This is a genomic window from Streptomyces sp. CC208A (assembly GCF_030010625.1).
Lineage (GTDB): Bacteria > Actinomycetota > Actinomycetes > Streptomycetales > Streptomycetaceae > Streptomyces.
This window is the reverse complement of sequence record NZ_JASCXN010000014.1, coordinates 22,781-41,672: the sequence shown is the minus strand read 5'-3', so window position 1 is coordinate 41,672 and position 18,892 is coordinate 22,781. Positions and strand designations below refer to the sequence as shown.

General features: G+C 72.1%; 19 protein-coding genes. 10 read left to right on the top strand and 9 right to left on the bottom strand.

The genetic code is table 11. The features are described 5' to 3' along the window. Entirely contained in the window at positions 1–552 is a 552-nt protein-coding gene (locus QK442_RS17200; RefSeq protein WP_282694824.1) for an SMI1/KNR4 family protein, read from the top strand. A 51-nt stretch (positions 553–603) separates the two neighbouring features. Here QK442_RS17200 and QK442_RS17195 read toward each other — a convergent pair whose 3' ends face one another. Continuing rightward, positions 604–3,360 (bottom strand): FAD-binding and (Fe-S)-binding domain-containing protein, encoded by a 2,757-nt coding sequence (locus tag QK442_RS17195; RefSeq protein ID WP_282694823.1) that lies wholly within the window; start codon positions 3,358–3,360, stop codon positions 604–606. Positions 3,361–3,411: 51 nt separating this feature from the next. On the opposite strand from QK442_RS17195, the gene serC reads away from it, so the two are divergent. After that, positions 3,412–4,530, top strand: coding sequence for a phosphoserine transaminase (serC, locus tag QK442_RS17190; RefSeq protein WP_282694822.1), 1,119 nt, complete (start codon positions 3,412–3,414; stop codon positions 4,528–4,530). 87 nt (positions 4,531–4,617) lie between these two features. Here the strand turns inward: serC and QK442_RS17185 are convergent, their stop codons facing one another. Further along, positions 4,618–5,619, bottom strand: coding sequence for a WD40 repeat domain-containing protein (locus QK442_RS17185; RefSeq protein ID WP_282694821.1), 1,002 nt, complete (start codon positions 5,617–5,619; stop codon positions 4,618–4,620). Between the two features lie 66 nt (positions 5,620–5,685). Between QK442_RS17185 and QK442_RS17180 the strand changes: the two genes are divergently transcribed. Next, positions 5,686–6,543 (top strand): alpha/beta hydrolase, encoded by an 858-nt coding sequence (locus QK442_RS17180; RefSeq protein WP_282694820.1) that lies wholly within the window; start codon positions 5,686–5,688, stop codon positions 6,541–6,543. A 60-nt stretch (positions 6,544–6,603) separates the two neighbouring features. Next, a complete protein-coding gene (locus QK442_RS17175; protein ID WP_282694819.1) occupies positions 6,604–7,284 on the top strand; it encodes a GDSL-type esterase/lipase family protein in 681 nt (226 codons plus the stop codon). Positions 7,285–7,304: 20 nt separating this feature from the next. Here QK442_RS17175 and QK442_RS17170 read toward each other — a convergent pair whose 3' ends face one another. Beyond that, positions 7,305–7,724 carry a carboxymuconolactone decarboxylase family protein gene (locus QK442_RS17170; RefSeq protein ID WP_282694818.1) on the bottom strand — a complete coding sequence of 140 codons (420 nt, stop codon included), beginning with the start codon at positions 7,722–7,724 and terminating at the stop codon, positions 7,305–7,307. Positions 7,725–7,753: 29 nt separating this feature from the next. On the opposite strand from QK442_RS17170, the gene QK442_RS17165 reads away from it, so the two are divergent. Together QK442_RS17165 and QK442_RS17160 are read left to right on the top strand one after the other, a co-directional pair. After that, positions 7,754–8,338 (top strand): MarR family winged helix-turn-helix transcriptional regulator, encoded by a 585-nt coding sequence (locus QK442_RS17165; RefSeq protein WP_282694817.1) that lies wholly within the window; start codon positions 7,754–7,756, stop codon positions 8,336–8,338. A gap of 128 nt (positions 8,339–8,466) precedes the next feature. Then, a complete protein-coding gene (locus QK442_RS17160) occupies positions 8,467–9,054 on the top strand; it encodes a Uma2 family endonuclease (protein ID WP_282694816.1) in 588 nt (195 codons plus the stop codon). 50 nt (positions 9,055–9,104) lie between these two features. On the opposite strand, the gene QK442_RS17155 is transcribed toward QK442_RS17160, so the two are convergent. After that, complete coding sequence (locus QK442_RS17155) at positions 9,105–10,094, bottom strand: aldo/keto reductase (protein ID WP_282694815.1); 990 nt, start codon at positions 10,092–10,094, stop codon at positions 9,105–9,107. Between the two features lie 163 nt (positions 10,095–10,257). Then, a complete protein-coding gene (thpR, locus tag QK442_RS17150; RefSeq protein ID WP_282694814.1) occupies positions 10,258–10,830 on the bottom strand; it encodes an RNA 2',3'-cyclic phosphodiesterase in 573 nt (190 codons plus the stop codon). 34 nt (positions 10,831–10,864) lie between these two features. Between thpR and QK442_RS17145 the strand changes: the two genes are divergently transcribed. Continuing rightward, positions 10,865–11,377, top strand: a complete 513-nt coding sequence (locus QK442_RS17145) for a GNAT family N-acetyltransferase (protein WP_282694813.1) — start codon at positions 10,865–10,867, stop codon at positions 11,375–11,377. Positions 11,378–11,405: 28 nt separating this feature from the next. Here QK442_RS17145 and QK442_RS17140 read toward each other — a convergent pair whose 3' ends face one another. The 3 genes from QK442_RS17140 to QK442_RS17130 all read right to left on the bottom strand — a co-directional run bounded on the left by QK442_RS17140 (position 11,406) and on the right by QK442_RS17130 (position 13,920). Beyond that, positions 11,406–11,903: a lamin tail domain-containing protein gene (locus QK442_RS17140; RefSeq protein ID WP_282694812.1), complete on the bottom strand. Its 498-nt coding sequence runs from the start codon at positions 11,901–11,903 to the stop codon at positions 11,406–11,408. A 151-nt stretch (positions 11,904–12,054) separates the two neighbouring features. Beyond that, positions 12,055–13,404 (bottom strand): MFS transporter, encoded by a 1,350-nt coding sequence (locus QK442_RS17135; RefSeq protein WP_282694811.1) that lies wholly within the window; start codon positions 13,402–13,404, stop codon positions 12,055–12,057. A 72-nt stretch (positions 13,405–13,476) separates the two neighbouring features. Next, positions 13,477–13,920, bottom strand: coding sequence for a MarR family transcriptional regulator (locus tag QK442_RS17130; protein ID WP_282694810.1), 444 nt, complete (start codon positions 13,918–13,920; stop codon positions 13,477–13,479). 186 nt (positions 13,921–14,106) lie between these two features. On the opposite strand from QK442_RS17130, the gene QK442_RS17125 reads away from it, so the two are divergent. Next, entirely contained in the window at positions 14,107–14,364 is a 258-nt protein-coding gene (locus tag QK442_RS17125) for a ribbon-helix-helix protein, CopG family (protein WP_282694809.1), read from the top strand. On the opposite strand, the gene QK442_RS17120 is transcribed toward QK442_RS17125, so the two are convergent. After that, positions 14,334–15,785: an NCS2 family permease gene (locus QK442_RS17120; protein ID WP_282694808.1), complete on the bottom strand. Its 1,452-nt coding sequence runs from the start codon at positions 15,783–15,785 to the stop codon at positions 14,334–14,336. The two genes, QK442_RS17125 and QK442_RS17120, sit on opposite strands and share 31 nt — an antisense overlap. Before the next feature lie 182 nt (positions 15,786–15,967). Between QK442_RS17120 and QK442_RS17115 the strand changes: the two genes are divergently transcribed. Continuing rightward, positions 15,968–16,255 carry a DUF2530 domain-containing protein gene (locus QK442_RS17115; RefSeq protein WP_282694807.1) on the top strand — a complete coding sequence of 96 codons (288 nt, stop codon included), beginning with the start codon at positions 15,968–15,970 and terminating at the stop codon, positions 16,253–16,255. A gap of 191 nt (positions 16,256–16,446) precedes the next feature. Continuing rightward, entirely contained in the window at positions 16,447–18,876 is a 2,430-nt protein-coding gene (locus QK442_RS17110) for an HAD-IC family P-type ATPase (RefSeq protein WP_282694806.1), read from the top strand. Positions 18,877–18,892: the final 16 nt, after the last annotated feature.

Here is an 18,892-nt window from a genome sequence, read left to right as displayed (position 1 = left end):
ATGAGGATCTGGGACGAAGACGACGTCCGCGCGCGGATACGGGAGCCGGCCGCCCGGGACCCCGAGCTGGAGCGCTTCGGGGCGGACACGCATCGGTACGCGCTGACGCGACCGCTGCCGGAGAGGGAGATCCGGACGTTCGAGGAGACCCACGGCATCCACCTGCCGCCGGAATACCGCTCCTTCGTCGCGGAGGCGGGCAACGGCCCGGCCGGGCCCGGCCACGGCCTGATGCCGCTGACCGCCCCCCGCCCGGAGGCCGACGCCGAGTGGGCCGTGGACGACGAGTGGCGGGAGGATCGCCTGCCCGGCCGGCTCTCGACGCCGTTCCCCCTCACCGCCCCCTTGCCCGGCCCGGTCAGGACAACGACCGAGAGGCTGACACCGGGCACGCTCATGCTGACCGACCAGGGCTGCGGCGCGTACGTCCGCCTGGTCCTGAACGGCCCCCACACCGGAGAGCTCTGGCAGCTCGACCCCGACTGGGGCGGCTTCGTACCGGTGAGCCCCGGCTTCCACGACTGGTACACCGACTGGCTGACGAGCCCGTGACCGCGTCCCCTGCCGGCCGGCACCCACGGGCTTCGGGCGCCGCCGGCCCCCTCACGGCACCTCCCCGCCCACGTCGATCGCCTCCGCCAGGACCTCCGCCAGGTGCCGCCCCCGCCACTCCGTCAGATGCGCGATCTGGGTCCTGCACGAGAAGCCGTCCGCCAGGACCTCCGTCCCGGGGGCGGCGGACCGCAGCGCCGGGAGGAGCTGGTCCTCCGCGCAGGCCCGGGAGACCTGCTCGTGGCCCGGTTCGAAGCCGAAGTCGCCGGCCAGGCCGCAGCAGCCGCCCGCCGGTTCGCCCGTCAGGCCGGCCCGCTCCCGGAGTCTGCGGTCGGCCGCGTCGCCCAGAACGGCGTGCTGGTGGCAGTGGGTCTGGCCGGTGACCTCGCGGTCCAGGCGGGGCGGGGTCCAGTTCGGGGCCAGGGTCTCCAGCGCCTCCGCGAAGGTGAGGACCGAGGCCGCCAGGCGGGCCGCCCTCGGGTCGTCCGGGAGCAGTTCGGGGAGGTCGGTGCGGAGGGTCGCCGCGCAGGAGGGTTCCAGGACGACCACGGGGCCTGCCTCCGGTTCCATCACGTCCAGCGTCCGCCGCATCACCCGCCTCGCCGCCCCCAGCCGCCCCGTCGACACATACGTCAGACCGCAGCACACCCTCCCCGGCGGCAGCGCCACGCCCAGGCCCGCCTCCTCCAGGACCCTCACCGCCGCCCGGCCCACCTCCGGGGCCAGGTGGTCGGTGAAGGTGTCGGGCCAGAGGGTGAGGGCCGGGGGGCGGGCCGAGGCGCGGTCGGCGAACCAGGAGGCGAAGGTGTATTCCGCGACCTTCGGCAGCGGGCGGTCCGGGGTCACGCCCGCCAGGCGGGCCGCGAACGGCAGCCGCGTCGCCGTGTTCAGACCCCGCCCGAACAGGTCCAGCCAGCGCGGCAGTCCGCCCATCGTCCAGTGCGAGCGCGGCCGGCGCAGCAGCCCGCCCGGCCCCGCGTAGTGCCGGGACAGGAACTCCGCCTTGTACGCGGCCATGTCGACGCCCACCGGGCAGTCGCTGCGGCAGCCCTTGCAGGACAGGCACAGGTCCAGCGCCTCCCGGACCTCCTCCGAGCGCCAGCCGTCCGTGACGACCTCGCCGAGCGCCATCTCGTGGAGGAGGCGCGCCCGGCCCCGGGTGGAGTGCTTCTCCTCCCCCGTCGCCCGGAACGAAGGGCACATCACCGACGGGCCCGAACTCGGCCCCGCCACCCGGCACTTGGCCACTCCCACACAGCGGGCCGCCTCCCGGCCCACCCCCACCAGCGGCAGGTTCCCGAAGCGCAGGCCGGAGTCGAGCGGCTCGGGGCGGACCAGCATGCCGGGGTTGAGGCCGCCGTCCGGGTCCCACACGTCCTTCACCTCGCCGAAGAGGCCGACCAGTTCGTCGCCGTACATCCTCGGCAGGAGCTCCGCCCGCGCCTTTCCGTCGCCGTGCTCGCCGGAGAGGGAGCCGCCGTGGGCGACGACCAGGCCGGCCACCGCCTCCGAGAAGCGGCGGAAGTCCCGTACCCCCTTCTCCGTCCACAGGTCGAAGTCGATGCGGACGTGCACGCAGCCGTCACCGAAGTGCCCGTACGGGATCCCCCGGAGGCCGTGTTCGGCCAGCAGGGCGCGGAAGGCGCGGAGGTACGCGCCCAGCCGCGCCGGCGGGACCGCGCAGTCCTCCCAGCCCGGCCAGGCGTCCCCTCCGCCGGGCATCCGGGTCGCCGTGCCCGCCGCGTCCTCCCGGACGCGCCAGAGCGCGCGCTGCCCGGCCGGGTCGCGTACCACCGCCGTGTCGAGCGCGTCCGCCGCGCGGACGAGGGCGCGGGCCGCGTCCTCCCCGTCCACCTCGCAGAACAGCCACGCCCCGCCCCGGGGGAGGTCCCCGACGGCCGTTCCCACCAGGTCGGCCGCCATGCCCTCCACCGTCAGCGGTCCCAGCGGGAGCAGGCCGGCCGCCGCGTCCGCCGCGGCCGTCTCGTCGGCGTACCCGAGGACGACGAGGACCGGTTCCGCGGGGAGCGGGACGAGCCGGACGGTCGCCTCCGTCACCACGCCGAGGGTGCCCTCGCTGCCGACGAAGGAGCGGACCACGTCCCGGCCCCGCTCGGGGAGCAGCGCGTCGAGGGCGTAGCCGGAGATGCGGCGGGGCAGTCCGGCGGGGTAGCCGGTGCGCAGGAGGGCGAGGCGGCGGTCGACGAGGTCGAGCAGTCCGGGGGGCGCACCCTGCCCGTCCCGGCCCAGCGTCAACCTCTCGCCCCGGTAGCTCACCACTTCCAGCGAGCGCACGTTGTCCGCCGTGGTCCCCCAGGCGACCGAGTGCGCCCCGCAGGCGTTGTTGCCGATCATGCCGCCGAGGGTGCAGCGGCTGTACGTGGACGGGTCGGGGCCGAAGGTCAGGCCGTACGGGCGGACCGCCTCCCGCAGCCGGCCGAGCACGAGGCCGGGGCGGACGACGGCGGTGCGCGCACCGGGGTCGACGGAGACGATGCCGTCCATGTGCCGTGTGAGGTCGAGCACCACGCCGGTGCCGGTGGCCTGGCCGCCGATCGAGGTGCCCGCGCCGCGCGCGACGACGGGGACGCCGTGCGCCCGGCACACCTCAAGGGCGGCGGCGACGTCGTCGGCGTCGCGCGGCGCGACCGTACCGGCGGGCACACGGCGGTAGTTGGAGGCGTCCATGGTCGTGAGCGCCCGTGCGGTGACGGAGAAGTCGACGTCCCCGGCGAGCGCGGAACGCAGGTCTGCGGCAAGGCTTTCGTGTGTTCCCACGACGCAAGGATGTCTCGTCCCTCGTCTCATCCGGCGGACATCACGCGCTTCCGGCCTTGCCGAACCGATACTCTCCGGCTCGTGGCCGATATCCAGATTCCCGCTGACATCAAGCCCGCAGACGGCCGTTTCGGCGCGGGCCCCTCCAAGGTGCGTACGGAGGCGCTGGACGCCCTGGCCGCCACCGGCACCTCCCTCCTGGGCACCTCCCACCGCCAGGCTCCGGTCAAGAACCTGGTCGGCGAGGTCCGCTCCGGCATCTCCGAGCTCTTCTCGCTGCCCGAGGGCTACGAGGTGATCCTGGGCAACGGCGGCTCCACCGCCTTCTGGGACATCGCGACCCACGGCCTGATCGAGAACAAGTCGCAGCACCTCACCTTCGGCGAGTTCTCCTCCAAGTTCGCGAAGGCCGCGAAGCTGGCCCCCTGGCTGGCCGAGCCGACCGTGATCTCCTCGGACCCGGGCACCCACCCGGAGCCGGTGGCCGAGGCCGGCGTCGACGTCTACGCGTACACCCACAACGAGACCTCGACCGGTGTCGCCGCCCCGCTGAAGCGGGTCGCGGGCGCCGACGAGGGCGCGCTCGTCCTCGTGGACGCGACCTCCGGCGCGGGCGGTCTGCCCGTGGACATCACCGAGACCGACGTCTACTACTTCGCCCCGCAGAAGTCCTTCGCCGCCGACGGCGGCCTGTGGCTCGCGGCCTTCTCCCCGGCCGCCCTGGAGCGGGCGCGGCGGATCCACGCGTCCGGCCGGCACATCCCGGAGTTCTTCTCGCTGCCGACCGCGATCGACAACTCGCTGAAGAACCAGACGTACAACACCCCGGCGCTCGCGACCCTCTTCCTGCTCGACGAGCAGCTGAAGTGGATCAACGGCCAGGGCGGTCTCGACTGGGCCGTGGCGCGCACGAAGGAGTCGTCGGACGCGCTGTACGCGTGGGCCGAGGAGTCCAAGTACGCGACGCCGTTCGTCGCGGACCCGGCGAAGCGCTCGCAGGTCATCGGCACGATCGACTTCTCGGACGAGATCGACGCGGCGGCGGTCGCGAAGGTCCTGCGCGCCAACGGGATCGTGGACACCGACCCGTACCGCAAGCTGGGCCGCAACCAGCTGCGCATCGCGATGTTCCCGGCGATCGACCCGGCGGACGTGCGGGCGCTGACGGCCTGCGTCGACTACGTGATCGAGCGCCTCTGACGGCGCCCCGAACGCGGGGAGGGGGTCCGGCGCGTGCGCCGGGCCCCCTCCTTCGTGTCAACGGCCTTCGTGCCGGCGGCCTTCGTGTCAGCGGCGCAGGAGCCGCTTGATGCCGAGGACGAGGACGGTGGCGCCGGCGAGGACGAGGAAGCCGGTGGTGGGGCTGCCGTCCTGGGCGCCGGTGCCGGTGGCGGCGGGCGCCGAGGGCCCCGGGGTGCCCGGGGCGGGGGCGGTGGGTCCGGCCGTGGGATCGGCCGCGGGCCGGTCCTTGCGGTCCACGCGGACGACGCGGCTGCGGACGCCCTCGGAGCCGAACAGGAAGGCCGAGCCGTCGGGCGTGTACGTGGCGGATTCCGCCTGCCCCTGGAAGGGGGCGCCGACGGGGGTGCCGTCGCCGTCGACGCGGCCCTCCTTCCAGACGTACTCGCGGGCGCTGAAGTAGCCGCGCAGGAGCAGCCGTTCGCCGTCGGGCGAGAAGGCGCCGTCGGTCACCCAGGGGACCTCCCCGATGCGGCGGAAGGTGTTGGTGCCGGAGGTGGAGAGGCGCTCGGGCCCGGCGTACAGGCCGCCGCCGTCCTCCTTCTTGCTGGCGATGTAGACCCGGCCGGTGGTGGGGTGGACCATCAGGGCCTCGGCGTTGCGGGGGCCGTCGGCGTACTTCACGACGTACTGCTTCGCCCGGACGGTCTGGTCCTTCAGGGTCTTCGGCTCGGGGAAGCGGTAGATCCAGACGTGGTCCCAGGAGCCGTCGAGGTTGTCGCCGATGTCGCCGACGTAGATGTCGCCGTCGGGACCGACGGCGATGGCCTCCATGTCCCTCGGGGTGCCGACCCCGGCCATGGTGAGGGTCGCGACGGTCTCTCCCGTACGGGAGTCGATGCCGTAGATCAGGGGCTGGTCCTGGTCGTTGTGCGTCCAGTAGATCCCGGGGTGGGCCCGGCTGGCGGCGAGGCCGCTGGACTCGGTGATCCGGGGGTCGGCGATCGTGAAGTCCTGGTCGGCGGGCCGCTCCTCCGCGTGGGCGGGCGCCGCGGCCAGGACGAGGGCCGCCGCGGCGGCGGCGAGGGCGGCACGGGATCCGGTACGCATGGCCCCAGCCTGCCACGGAGCCGTACAGCTGTTGACCCGGCGGGGGCCGGGTGTCAGGGTGCGACGATGATCACCTTTCCCGCGGACGACGGCACGTCTCTCGTACGACACCGGGAGGGAGCGGCCACGGAGACGGACGGCACTCCCCTGGTCTGCCTGCCCGGCGGCCCGTTCCAGGACTCCCGGTACCTCGGGGACCTCGGCGGGCTCGCCGCCCGGCACCCCTTCGTCCGCCTCGACCTGCGCGGCAGCGGCGCCTCCGGCGTGCCCGCCGACCGGCCGGGCTCGTACCGCTGCGACCGGCTCGTCGGCGACGTCGAGGCGCTCCGTACGGACACGGGCGCGGCGGCCGTCGACCTGCTCGGCCACTCGGCGGGCGCGAACCTGGCCGTCCTGTACGCGGCCCGGCACCCGGAGCGGGTGCGGCGGCTGGTGCTCGTGACCCCCGGCACCGCCGCCGTCGGGCTCGACACGGCGCCGGAGGAGCGGCTGGCGGCGGCGCGGCTGCGGGCGGGCGAGCCGTGGTTCGCGGAGGCGTACGCGGCCCTTGAGGAGGTGACGGCGGGGCGCGGCACGGCGGAGTCCTTCGGGAAGGTGGCGCCGTTCTTCCACGGCACGTGGGACGAGGCGGCCCGCGAGCGGCACGCGGCCTCGCAGCGGGAGCGGAACGGGGAGGCCGCCGCCGGGTACGCGGCCGAGGGCGCCTTCGACCCTCCGGCGACCCGCGCCGCGCTCGCCGCCTTCCCCGGCCCGGTGCTCGTCGTCGCGGGCGAGGGCGACGCGAACACGCCGCCGCCGACGGCCGCCGCGTACGCGGGCCTCTTCCCGCGGGCCCGCCTGGAGGTCCTGAAGGGCGGCGGCCACTTCCCCTGGCACGACGACGCGGAGTGGTTCGCGGGGACGGTCGCGGACTTCCTGCGCTGAGGGACAGCCGTGGCGGGGGTCACGTCGCAGCTGGCCCCCGCCCTCCCTGATGATGTGACCATGCGTTTTCTGTTCGTCGGCGACAGCATGACCATCGGACGCGCCGGCGACTGGACCTGGCGGTACCGCATGTGGCGGCACCTGGAGGCAGTGCTGCCGGGCGGGTACGAGATCGTCGGCCCCCGCGACGGCCTGTACGTCCCCGAGGGCGACCCGGCCGACCCGCAGGGGTACGCCGACCCGGCGTTCCCGCCCGCCGCCCGGCGGCACCTCGCCGGATGGGGCGAGGGGTGGCTGCACATGGCGCCGGTGATCGGCGACACGGTCGCCGCGACCCGCGCCGGCGTCCTCCTCGTCTCGCTCGGCCTGATCGACCTGGGCTTCTACACGAACAGCGACCAGACGGAGGAGAACGTCCGCGCGTTCGTGACCGCCGCCCGCGCCGCCAACCCCCGCGTGCGGATGGTCCTCCTCCCGGTGATCCCGAACGTCCGGGCCGGCTATGACCCCGCCTTCGCCGCCGAGTGCGCCCGCTTCAACGAGCTCCTGGCGAAGGCGGTCGCGGACCTCGACTCGCCGGCCTCCCCCCTCCTCCTGGCGTCGGTCCCGGACTCGTACGACCTCCGGACGGACACGTACGACGGCACCCACCCCAGCCCCGGCGGCGAGCACAAACTGGCCGCCGCCTTCGCCGACGCGCTGCACCAGGCGTGGGCGGTCGGCGGCCCGTACCGCCCCTGAGGGGCTGTGCCGGCGCTCCCTCAGGCCGCCCGGGTGAGGCGGTTGGCGAAGGTGGAGAGGGTGTACGCGCCGATGCCGAGGACGACCTCCAGGGCGTTCTGCCGGGTGAAGCCGGCGGCTTCGAAGGCGGCCAGTTCGGCGTCCGTCACCGCACCCGAGGAGGCGAGCACCTGAAGGGTGAACTTCCGCACGGCGTCGAGGCGTTCGGGCGAGGGCGCGGGGCCGAGCGCGGCGAGCTTCGCCTCGTGCATGTCGGTGCAGAGGTGGCACTGGCTGCGGGCGGCGACGGCGAGGATCACGGTCTCGCGGGAGTGCGGGTCCAGGCTGGTGGACTCGAAGATCCCGGAGAGGGTGAGAAAGGCGTCGAGGACCTGTGGGGCCTGGGCCTTGAGGCGGGCGACGGCGTCGGCGGTGCGGGTGTCCAGGGTGGCGTGCGGCAAGGCGGTTCCCCCTCATTAGAATGGACAACATGGTTGACCATATTGCGGGAGAAAACGTAAACCAGGTTGTCGATTCAGGCAAGGGGATTCCCAAGGGAATTCCTCAGCCCACCGAGCCCGCCGGGCTCGGGGAACCCCCCGCCGCCCCCGACTCCCCCGGTTTTGTACTGCCCCTGCTGCTCTTCGGCGGCTTCCGCACACTCATCGACCGGCTGCACACCCGGCTCGCCGCCGAGGGCCACCCGGACCTCCGGCCCGCCCACGGCTTCGCCATGCAGGCGATCGGCCCCCGGGGAGCCACCGCCAGCGAGATCGGGCGGCGGCTCGGAGTCTCCAAGCAGGCCGCCGGCAAGACCGTCGACCGGCTCCTCGCCCTCGGATACGCGGCGCGCGCCGACGACCCCGCCGACGCGCGCCGCAAACTCGTCCACCTCACCCCGCACGGCCGCGAGGCCCTGGCCCGCTCCGCCGCCGTCTTCGACGAGCTGCGGGCGGAGTGGAGCGCCGTCCTCGGCGCGGACCGGGTCCGCGCCCTGGAGGCGGACCTGCGGAACGTCGTCCCCGAGGAGACGGCGTTCCGCCTCGACGCCACGAGCTGGCTCGGCGGGGCGTGAGACACCCCAACGTGAGACACCCCAACCCGATGGCGAGTTGTCGCCACCGGGCGTGTCGAAGTGGCTGTACGTATCGTTGAGACGCGCGGCCGTCACCCGTCGAGCGACGGCCGGGGAGGAGCGCCACGTTGACCGCCGTGGACGACAGGATCGAGATGGCCGAGACCAAAGGCGAGTTGACCTTGGACGAGCTGTTCGAGGCCTTGGAGCGCATGCCCGTCCCCGAGGGGTACAAGGCCGAGATCGTCGAGGGGGCCGTCTTCATGGCGCCGCAGCGGGACAACCATTGGGACATCATCGCGGACGTCTTCGAGCAACTGCGCTCGAAGTATCCGCGCGGCCGGCTCAAGTCGGATGTCCGGATCGACTACCCCGGCCACCTCAACGGCTTCGCCAGCGACGTGACGCTTCTCGCGGAGCACGCCGAGAAGAACGACAGAGGACGGTGGCGCTGTCAGGACGTCGTGTTCGTCGTCGAGGTCGTCTCCCGCGCCACCGCGATGAACGACTACGGTCCGAAGAAGGCCGCGTACGCGGCCGCCGGAGTGCCCGTGTACCTCGTCGTCGACCCGTACACCCGTAAGTGCGTCCTCCACACGGTCCCCAAGGCCGAGACGTACACCGTCGAGGAGCGAACCCCCTTCGGGCACCCTGTGGATCTCACCGCGACACCCGTCGGACTCGCGCTCGGCACCGCCGAGTTCCCCCACGAGTGAGCCGCGGGCCGCCGCCCGGCAAAGGACGGCGGCCGACCTTCACGCCGAGCTCACCAGGCGAAGGCCTCCGGCGACGGCCCCGGACCCGGGAAGATCTCGTCCAGTTCAGCCAGAAGCTCGGGCGACAGCTCCAGGTCGAGGGCGCGCAGGGCGCCCGCCAGCTGCTCGGGCGTCCGGGGACCGACGATGGGGCCGGTCACGCCGGGACGGGTGAGGAGCCAGGCGAGGCCGACCTCACCGGGGGCGAGGCCGTGCTTGTCGAGGAGGTCCTCGTACGCCTGGAACTGCGCGCGCTTCGCCGGGTCGGCGAGGGTCTCCGCGGCGCGGCCCTCGGTGCGGCGCTTCCCCTCGGTCTCCTTCTTCAGGACGCCGCCGAGGAGGCCGCCGTGCAGCGGCGACCAGGGGATGACCCCGAGGCCGTACTCCTGCGCGGCCGGGATGACCTCCATCTCGGCGCGGCGCTCGTAGAGGTTGTAGAGGCACTGCTCGCTGACGAGGCCGACCATGCCGCGACGGGCGGCCGCCTCGTTGGCCTGGGCGATCTTGTAGCCGGGGAAGTTGGACGAGCCGGCGTAGAGGATCTTGCCCTGCTGGATCAGGACGTCGATCGCCTGCCAGACCTCCTCGAAGGGGGTGGCCCGGTCGACGTGGTGGAACTGGTACAGGTCGATGTAGTCGGTGCCGAGCCGCTTGAGGCTGGCGTCCACCGCGCGGCGGATGTTGAGGGCGGAGATCTTGTCGTGGTTGGGCCACGTCTCGCCGTCGGGGGCCATGTTCCCGTACACCTTGGTGGCGAGGACGGTCTTGTCGCGCCGGCCGTCGCCCTTCGCGAACCAGGAGCCGATGATCTCCTCGGTGCGGCCCTTGTTCTCACCCCACCCATACACATTGGCCGTGTCGAAGAAGTTCAGACCGGCGTCGAGCGCCGTGTCCATGATCGTGTGACTGGTGGCCTCGTCGGTCTGCGGGCCGAAGTTCATCGTGCCGAGGACGAGGCGGCTGACCTTGAGTCCGGTGCGTCCGAGCTGCGTGTACTTCATGGAGCACAAGCCAACTCGTTGGAGCGCGCTCGAAGCAAGGGGATAGTGCGGCGGTACGGCGCTCCTACTGCCCGACCACCGAGGCCACCGCGATGATCGCGAACATCAGTACGAGCACGCCGGCCATGATCTGGTTACGAGTCTTCGGGTCCACCCTTCGAGGTTAACCTGCGCCCTCCAGGGGCCAGGCCGCGACCGTCTCGTAGCGGGGCTGCTCGCCCGGCAGGCCGCTCGTCGGCAGGTTCGAGCGGACCAGGGACAGCTCGCCTACCTGCCAGCGGGTGCCTTCGAAGGTGGCCAGGGGGGCGAGGAAGGGGGTCAGGGGGGTGCCTTCGCCGCGGGCTCGGGCGATGGTCAGGTGGGCCTGGTAGCGGCGGTGCTCCTCCATGGGGATGCCGGCGCGGCGGGCCGCGGCGTCGGCGCGTTCGGCGAGGAGGCGGAGGGTGTCGAGGTCGCCGGCGGCGCCGGTCCACAGGGCGCGGCGGCCGAAGCGTCCGCCGCCGTGCAGGCGGAGGCCGAAGGGCGGGGTGCGGTGGGCGGCGCGGGCCAGGCGGGCCTGGAGGTCGGGGATCAGTTCCTCGTCGACCTCGCCCATGAAGGCGAGCGTGAAGTGCCAGCCGGGGCGGGAGGTCCAGCGCAGGGCGTCGGCCCCGGGGAGGGCGTGGAGCTCGTCGACGACGGCGCCCAGCTCGGCGAGGGCGGGGGCGGGTGGCAGGACGGCCGCGAAAAGCCTCATGACCGCCAGTCTGGCACCGGGTAGCGTCGGCCGGATGGACGACTCGATCATCATCAGGAGGGGCGGGCCGGCGGACGTGCCGGCCATGCTCGCGATCTTCGACAGTGCCGTGGTCTGGCTCAACGGGAAAGGGATCACCGCCCAGTGGGGGACCGAGCCGTTCACCTCGCGGCCGAGGACGGTGGATCTGGTCGAGCGGCTGACGGTCGAGGGCAGCCCGTGGATCGCGGAGGTGGGCGGCGTCCCGGCCGGCACCCTCACGCTGACCCCGCACCCCGGTGCGTACGTACCGCCCGCGGACGAGCCGGAGCGGTACGTGCGCTACCTCGCCACCGACGGACGCTTCCACGGCCTCGGGGTCGGGGCGGCCCTGCTCGCCCACGCCGCGGAGGAGACCCGGCGCGAGGGCGTCTCGCTGCTCCGCGTGGACTGCTTCGCGGGCGGTGAGGGGCGGCTCGTCTCCTACTACGAGCGGCAGGGGTTCACCCGTACCGACGCGTTCACGGTGGGTGAGTGGCCGGGGCGGGTCCTGGAGATGCGGGTCTGAGGCGGGGCGGGGCGGCTCGGCGGTGGGATCAGCTGTGGAAGGTGATGTAGCCGTTGCCGTCGCGGTCGTTCGCGCTCTTGGTGTAGGAGTGCGTGTCCGCGGCGGCGCCGCCGGGCTTGATCAGCTTGATCGTGTCCTTGTCGTTGTTCCAGATGAAGTTGCAGTTCTGGCGGTAGGCGACGTTGTTCGCGTCGGACTCGGTGCCCTTGCCGCCGCGCAGCTTCACGTGGTCGCCGGGCTCCAGGTAGTGGTTGATCCGGAAGGTGTAGCTGTTGCCGGCCGCGTCCTTGACGACGTAGCCCTTGAGGTTCACCTTCGCCGTCCGCGAGAAGTTCTTGATGGTCACGTACTCGGCCTTGGTGTTGCCGGTCGTGCAGCTGTTGTTGTCCCGGCCCGGGGCGTCGTACTGGACGCCGGCGATCTTCAGGGCCGAGGAGTACTCGGCGGCCTGGGCCGGCGTGGCGACGAGGACGGTCAGCGCGCCGGTGGCGAGGGCGGCGGCTATGACGGGACGGGCGGAGCGCATACGCAAGGGACCCCCTGGTGGTGCCTGTGATTGACGGCTCAACATACACAGGATCTCCACACCTTCGTGTCCGATCGCATGAATCAGGACAGCGGGGAGACGGGAGGGGCGGGAGGGGGCGGGGGTCCGTGGATCCCCGCCCCTGCCGTGCTCAGGCCGCCGCCGCCAGGCGCTCCCGCGCGGCGCGCGGGACAAAGCGTACGGACGGGTGGCCGTGGCGCCAGGCCAGCGCCAGGCGCAGGTTGCCGATGCGGGCCAGGACGAGGCCCACGACGGCCGCCGCGGCGAGCGAGACGAGGCCGCCGGTGGCGAAGCCGACGCGGGGGCCGTACGTGTCGGTGACCCAGCCGAGCAGCGGCGCGCCGATCGGCGTACCGCCCGCGAAGACCATCATGTAGAGGCTCATCACCCGGCCCCGCATGGCCGGATCCGTCGCCATCTGGACGGCCGAGTTCGCGGTGATGTTCACCGTGAGGCCGACCATGCCGATGGGGACGAGCAGCAGCGCGAACAGCCAGAACGCGGGCGAAAGCGCCGCCATGACCTCCAGGACGCCGAAGACGCCCGCGGCGGTCACCAGCATCCGCAGCCGGGTCGAGCCGCGGCGGGCGGCGAGCAGGGCGCCCGCGAGGGAACCGGCCGCCATCAGGGTGTTGAGGAAGCCGTACGTGCCGGCGCCGACGTGGAAGACCTCGTCGGAGAAGGCGGTCAGCCAGATCGGGAAGTTGAACCCGAAGGTGCCGATGAAGCCGACGAGGACGATCGGCCAGATCAGGTCCGGGCGGCCCGCCACGTACCGGAGGCCCTCCCTCAGCTGGCCCTTGCCGCGCGGGGCGCGCTCCACCTTGTGGAGCTCGGCGGGGCGCATCAGCCACAGGGCGGTCAGCGGGGCGAGGAAGGAGAGGCCGTTGACGAGGAAGGCCCAGCCGCTGCCGACCCCGGCGATCAGCACGCCGGCGACGGCGGGGCCGACGAGCCGGGCGGACTGGAAGTTCGCCGAGTTGAGCGAGACCGCGTTGCGGAGCCGGTCGGGGCCGACCAGCTCGGAGACGAAGGACTGCCGGGCCGGGTTGTCGACCACGGTGACCATGCCGAGGAGGAAGGCGATCAGGTAGACGTGCCAGACCTGGACGTGTCCGGAGAGGGTGAGTACGGCGAGCGCGAGCCCGCACAGGCCGAGCGCGGCCTGGCTGGCGAGCAGCAGGCGCCGCTTCGGGTAGCGGTCGGCGATGACCCCGCCGTACAGGCCGAAGAGGAGCATCGGCAGGAACTGCAGGGCGGTCGTGACGCCGACGGCGGCGGCCGAGCCGGTGAGGCTCAGGACCAGCCAGTCCTGGGTGATCCGGGCCATCCACGTACCGGTGTTGGAGACGATCGCTCCGGTGAAGAAGAGCCGGTAGTTCCGGATCGAGAGCGAGGAGAAGGTTCCTCCGCGCTCACGGGTTTCGGTGGTGGGTCGATGATGGACGGGTGCGGAGTCTGCTCCGGGTCCCGTGCTCAAAGTGCGTCGCCTCCTTGGCGCTCGGTTCGTTCAGCTCGGTTCGTTCAGCTCAGTTCGTTCAGCTCGGTTCGTTCAGAGGTGGGCGAGCTTCTCCAGGACCGGGGCGGCCGCGCGCAGTACGGCCCACTCGTCCTCGTCCAGGCCCTCGGCGAGGGAGGCCAGCCAGGCGTTCCGCTTGCGGCGGGCGTCCTCGAGCATGGTCTCGGCCTGCTCGGTCGGGCTGACCACCTTCTGCCGGCGGTCGTCGGGATGCGGCTCAAGCCGGACCAGTCCCTTGGCTTCGAGCAGCGCGACGATGCGGGTCATCGACGGCGGCTGGACGTGCTCCTTGCGGGCCAGCTCACCGGGGGTGGCGGAGCCGCAGAGGGCCAGGGTGCCGAGCACCGACATCTCGGTCGGGCTCAGCGACTCGTCGACGCGCTGGCGCTTGAGGCGCCGGCTCAGCCGCATGACGGACGAGCGGATCGCGTTCACGGCCGCGGCGTCGTCGGCGGTGCCGTGGGACAGATCAGGCATGTACTTAGCCTAGCTCATTACTCTCGCTAAGGAGTAAGGGGATTCCCTGGAGTCTCACGGGTTCCCCCGGAAGGGGCGGCGTGGGCGCTCAAAGGTCACGGGGCGATATCCATGCATCACCCAAATGAGTGAGCTGGATCCGGAAAGTGACGCAAAGGAGCCCCGGCAGCCACGACCCTGAACGGCATGGGATCGACAGTGCTCAGCCTGCGCATCGACAGTGAGCTGCTCGACCGGCTCAAGAACCACGCCGCGAAAAGAGGAATGAGCGTCCAGGACTATGTCGTCCGGACGCTCATTCGGGAGGACTTCGACGAGCGGTTCAAGACCGCCGTGGAGGAGACGGAGAAGTTCTACGGGGCGGAGAAGCCCTACGGGGCGGAGCCGGAACCTCCCGGCGTCGCCCCGCACGCTCAGGTCAGGCCCAGCGCGGGCATCGCGTAGTAGAAGACGAAGACCGCCGAGACCACGTACATGGCCGCCGGGACCTCACGGCCCCGGCCGGCCGCGAGCCGCAGGACGCTGAAGCTGATGAAGCCGATGCCGATGCCGTTCGTGATCGAGTACGTGAACGGCATCATCACCATGGCCAGGAACGCCGGCACCGCGATGGTGAAGTCGCTCCAGTCGATCTCCTTGATCGACCCGGCCAGGATCAGGAAGCCCACCGCGAGCAGCGCGGGGGTCGCCGCCTGCGACGGCACCATGGTCGCGAGCGGCGTGAGGAACAGCGCCACCGAGAACAGACCGCCCGTGACGACCGAGGCGAGACCCGTACGGGCGCCCTCGCCGACGCCCGCCGTGGACTCCACGAAGCAGGTGGTGGCCGACGAGGAGGAGGCGCCGCCGGAGGCGACGGCCAGGCCGTCCACGAACAGGACCTTGTTGATGCCCGGGAAGTCGCCCTTCTCGTCCATCAGCTTGGCCTCGTCGCCGACGCCGAGGATCGTGCCCATGGCGTCGAAGAAGCAGGACAGCAGGACGGTGAAGACGAAGAGGAGGCCGGTCAGGACGCCGACCTTCCCGAAGCCGCCGAAGAGGCTGACCTCGCCGATCAGGCCGAAGTCGGGGGCGGCCACCGGGTTGCCGGGCCACTCCGGGGTGGTCAGGCCCCAGGACGGAACGTCGGCCACCGCGTTGATGATCATCGCCACGACCGTCATGGCGACGATCGAGATGAGGATCGCGCCCGGCACCTTGCGGATGATCAGGGCGAGGGTCAGCAGGGTGCCCACGGCGAAGACGAGGACCGGCCAGCCGCCCAGGTGCCCGTCGGCGCCGAGCTGGAGCGGGACGGTGGTGTGCGCGGCGTCGGGGATGCGGGAGACGAAGCCCGAGTCGACGAGGCCGATCAGCATGATGAAGAGGCCGATGCCGATCGCGATGCCCTTGCGCAGGCCGGCCGGGACGGCGTTCATGACCCGCTCGCGCAGGCCGGTCGCCACCAGCAGCATCACGACGAAGCCCGCGAGGACGACCATGCCCATGGCGTCCGGCCAGGACATCCTGGGCGCGAGCTGGAGGGCGACGACCGTGTTCACGCCGAGACCGGCGGCGAGCGCGATCGGCACGTTGCCGATGACGCCCATGAGGAGCGTGGTGAAGGCCGCCGTCACGACGGTGGCGGTGACGAGCTGACCGCCGTCGAGCTGGTGCCCGTACATGTCCTTGGCGCTGCCGAGGATGATCGGGTTCAGCACGATGATGTACGCCATCGCGAAGAAGGTGGCGAAGCCGCCCCGGACCTCGCGGGCGACGGTGGAGCCGCGCGCGGAGATGCTGAAGTAGCGGTCGAGGGGCGAGACGGGTCCCCGGGGGAACTGCGGCTCGGGGACGGAGGCCTTGGCGGTGGCCGTGGTGCTCATGGAGTGGGTTCCTCTTCGGGAAGAAGTCCTGAAGTCCCTTTGGCGGTTCATACGAGGGAAACCCGCCATGGGCAAACCGTTTCAGTATGAACATATGAACGAGGGTGCGTCCATCTCCGCGCGTAGATGCCACCCGTACACGGGGTCGGGGTGCCCGGAACGGGCCGCCTACACTGAGCCGCATGGCGAAGTGGACACCGAAGCACGAGGCACCCGAGCCCCTGGAGGGGCCGGTCGTCGGCACGATCACCGGCGGAACGATCCTCTGGTTCGTCCTCTTCCTCGTCCAGGTCCCCTTCTACGGCTGGTTCGACGACCGGGACCTCACGTGGTGGGTGTGGACCTGCCTGGCCGGCGGCGGCCTCGGACTGCTCGGCATCTGGTACGTACGCAAGCGCGACGCGGCGATCAGGCGGCACCGGGCGGCGCAGGCCCAGGCCCAGGGGATGCCGGGGGCGTCCGACTCGTAGCGCCCGGACCCGTCCCCGCACGGACCGGGCCCGTCCTCGTACGGACCGGGCTCACCTCGTAGCGGCCGGGCCCGTCCTCGTACAGCCGGCCACACCCTCGTACCACCACAGGACGATTCCGCTCCTCCCACAGTCGGATCTGGCCTCTTCTCGGCAGGTGAACGCTCCCTTCCGGCCGTACCGTCGAGAACATGACTCAGCGGGCGAAGATCGACACGGACATCGGCGACACCCGGGACAGCCAGGGAGCCCCGCCGAAGCCGGAACCGTCCGTCGTCCACCGCCCCGCCGGGCTCACCTCCGCCGAGGTCGCCGAGCGCGTCGCCCGCGGCGAGGTCAACGACGTCCCCGTACGCAGCTCCCGCTCCACCGCGGACATCGTCCGGGCCAACGTCTTCACCCGCTTCAACGCGATCATCGGCGTCCTCTGGGTGATCATGCTGATCGTCGCCCCGATCCAGGACAGCCTCTTCGGTTTCGTGATCGTCGCCAACACCGGCATCGGCATCATCCAGGAGCTCCGCGCCAAGAAGACCCTCGACGGGCTCGCCGTCATCGGCGAGGCGAAGCCCACCGTCCGCCGCGACGGGCGCGCCGCCGGGATCTCCACCTCCGAGATCGTCCTCGGCGACCTCATCGAGCTCGGCCCGGGCGACAAGGTCGTCGTCGACGGCGTCGTCGCCGAGGCCGACAGCATGGAGATCGACGAGTCCCTCCTCACCGGCGAGGCCGACCCGGTCCTCAAACGCCCCGGCGACCCCGTCATGTCCGGCTCCTTCGTCGTCGCGGGCGGCGGCGCCTTCACCGCCACCAAGGTCGGCCGGGAGGCGTACGCGGCCCAGCTCGCCGAGGAGGCGTCCCGCTTCACGCTCGTCCACTCCGAGCTGCGCTCCGGCATCTCCACGATCCTCAAGTACGTGACGTGGATGATGGTCCCGACCGCGATCGGCCTGATCATCAGCCAGCTCGTCGTCAAGGACAACGACCTCAAGAACTCCATCGCCCGGACCGTCGGCGGCATCGTCCCGATGATCCCCGAGGGCCTCGTCCTCCTCACCTCCGTCGCCTTCGCGATCGGCGTCATCCGGCTCGGCCGGAAACAGTGCCTGGTGCAGGAGCTGCCCGCGATCGAGGGCCTGGCCCGGGTCGACGTCGTCTGCCTCGACAAGACCGGCACCCTCACCGAGGGCGGCATGGACGTCACCGAGGTCCGCCCCCTGAACGGCTCGGACGAGGCGTACGTACGCAAGGTGCTCGGCGCCCTCGGCGAGTCCGACCCGCGCCCCAACGCCTCCCTCCAGGCCGTCATCGACGCCTTCCCCGACACCGAGGAGTGGCGCTGCACCGAGTCCCTGCCCTTCTCCTCCGCCCGCAAGTACAGCGGCGCCGCGTTCAGCGAGGGCAACGGCGAGGACTCCACCTGGCTGCTCGGCGCCCCCGACGTCCTCCTCCCGGCCGGCGACCCGGCCCTCGCGGAGACCGACCGGCTGAACGAGCAGGGCCTGCGGGTCCTCCTCCTCGCCCGTACCACCCGCGAACTCGACTCGCCCGACGTCGCGAAGGACGCCCGCGCCACCGCCCTCGTCGTCCTCGAACAGCGGCTGCGCCCCGACGCCGCCGACACCCTCGCCTACTTCGCCGACCAGAACGTGGCCGCCAAGGTCATCTCGGGCGACAACGCCGTCTCCGTCGGCGCCGTCGCCGGCAAACTCGGCCTCCCCGGCGCCGAGCACACCGTCGACGCCCGCAAGCTGCCCGCCGACCGCGAGGAGATGGCGACGGTCCTCGACGAGAACGCGGTCTTCGGCCGGGTCACCCCGCAGCAGAAGCGGGACATGGTCGCCGCGCTCCAGTCCCACGGCCACACGGTCGCCATGACCGGCGACGGCGTCAACGACGTCCTCGCCCTGAAGGACGCGGACATCGGCGTCTCGATGGGCTCGGGCTCGGAGGCGACGAAGGCGGTGGCCCAGATCGTCCTCCTCAACAACTCCTTCGCCACCCTCCCGTCGGTGGTGGCGGAGGGCCGCCGGGTCATCGGCAACATCACCCGCGTGGCGACCCTCTTCCTCACGAAGACGGTCTACTCGGTGCTCCTCGCGATCCTGGTGGTCGTCTCCCAGATCGAGTACCCCTTCCTCCCCCGCCACCTCACCCTCCTCTCCACCCTCACCATCGGCGTCCCCGCCTTCTTCCTCGCCCTCGCGCCCAACAAGGAACGCGCCCAGCCGCACTTCGTCCGCCGCGTCATGCGGTACGCGATCCCCAGCGGCGTCATCGCGGCGGCGGCGACCTTCACGACGTACCTCCTGGCCCGCCACTACTACACGGGCCCGGAGGCCCTGAACGCCGAGACCAGCGCCGCCACCCTCACCCTGTTCCTGGTCTCCCTCTGGGTCCTGGCGATCATCGCCCGCCCCTATACGTGGTGGCGCGTCGCCCTCGTCTCCGCGATGGCCGGCGCCTTCCTCCTGGTCCTCGTCGTCCCCTGGCTCCAGGACTTCTTCGCCCTCAAGCTCGTCGGCGTCACCATGCCGTGGACGGCCGTCGCCGTCGCGGCGGCGGGCGGGGCGGCCCTGGAGGTGGCGTGGAGGTGGGTGGATCGCAGGTTCCCGGCGTAACCGATCTTCGCTCAGG

Bases quoted from the DNA above. Each gene is read 5' to 3' on its own strand.
- QK442_RS17120 (WP_282694808.1), bottom strand. From the start codon at position 15,785: ATGAGCACCACGGCCACCGCCAAGGCCTCCGTCCCCGAGCCGCAGTTC.
- QK442_RS17200 (WP_282694824.1), top strand. From the start codon at position 1: ATGAGGATCTGGGACGAAGACGACGTCCGCGCGCGGATACGGGAGCCG.
- QK442_RS17110 (WP_282694806.1), top strand. From the start codon at position 16,447: ATGACTCAGCGGGCGAAGATCGACACGGACATCGGCGACACCCGGGAC.
- QK442_RS17185 (WP_282694821.1), bottom strand. From the start codon at position 5,619: ATGCGTACCGGATCCCGTGCCGCCCTCGCCGCCGCCGCGGCGGCCCTC.
- QK442_RS17140 (WP_282694812.1), bottom strand. From the start codon at position 11,903: ATGCGCTCCGCCCGTCCCGTCATAGCCGCCGCCCTCGCCACCGGCGCG.
- QK442_RS17195 (WP_282694823.1), bottom strand. From the start codon at position 3,360: ATGAGACGAGGGACGAGACATCCTTGCGTCGTGGGAACACACGAAAGC.
- QK442_RS17180 (WP_282694820.1), top strand. From the start codon at position 5,686: ATGATCACCTTTCCCGCGGACGACGGCACGTCTCTCGTACGACACCGG.
- QK442_RS17175 (WP_282694819.1), top strand. From the start codon at position 6,604: ATGCGTTTTCTGTTCGTCGGCGACAGCATGACCATCGGACGCGCCGGC.
- QK442_RS17125 (WP_282694809.1), top strand. From the start codon at position 14,107: ATGGGATCGACAGTGCTCAGCCTGCGCATCGACAGTGAGCTGCTCGAC.
- QK442_RS17130 (WP_282694810.1), bottom strand. From the start codon at position 13,920: ATGCCTGATCTGTCCCACGGCACCGCCGACGACGCCGCGGCCGTGAAC.
- QK442_RS17165 (WP_282694817.1), top strand. From the start codon at position 7,754: ATGGTTGACCATATTGCGGGAGAAAACGTAAACCAGGTTGTCGATTCA.
- thpR (WP_282694814.1), bottom strand. From the start codon at position 10,830: ATGAGGCTTTTCGCGGCCGTCCTGCCACCCGCCCCCGCCCTCGCCGAG.
- QK442_RS17145 (WP_282694813.1), top strand. From the start codon at position 10,865: ATGGACGACTCGATCATCATCAGGAGGGGCGGGCCGGCGGACGTGCCG.
- QK442_RS17115 (WP_282694807.1), top strand. From the start codon at position 15,968: ATGGCGAAGTGGACACCGAAGCACGAGGCACCCGAGCCCCTGGAGGGG.
- QK442_RS17155 (WP_282694815.1), bottom strand. From the start codon at position 10,094: ATGAAGTACACGCAGCTCGGACGCACCGGACTCAAGGTCAGCCGCCTC.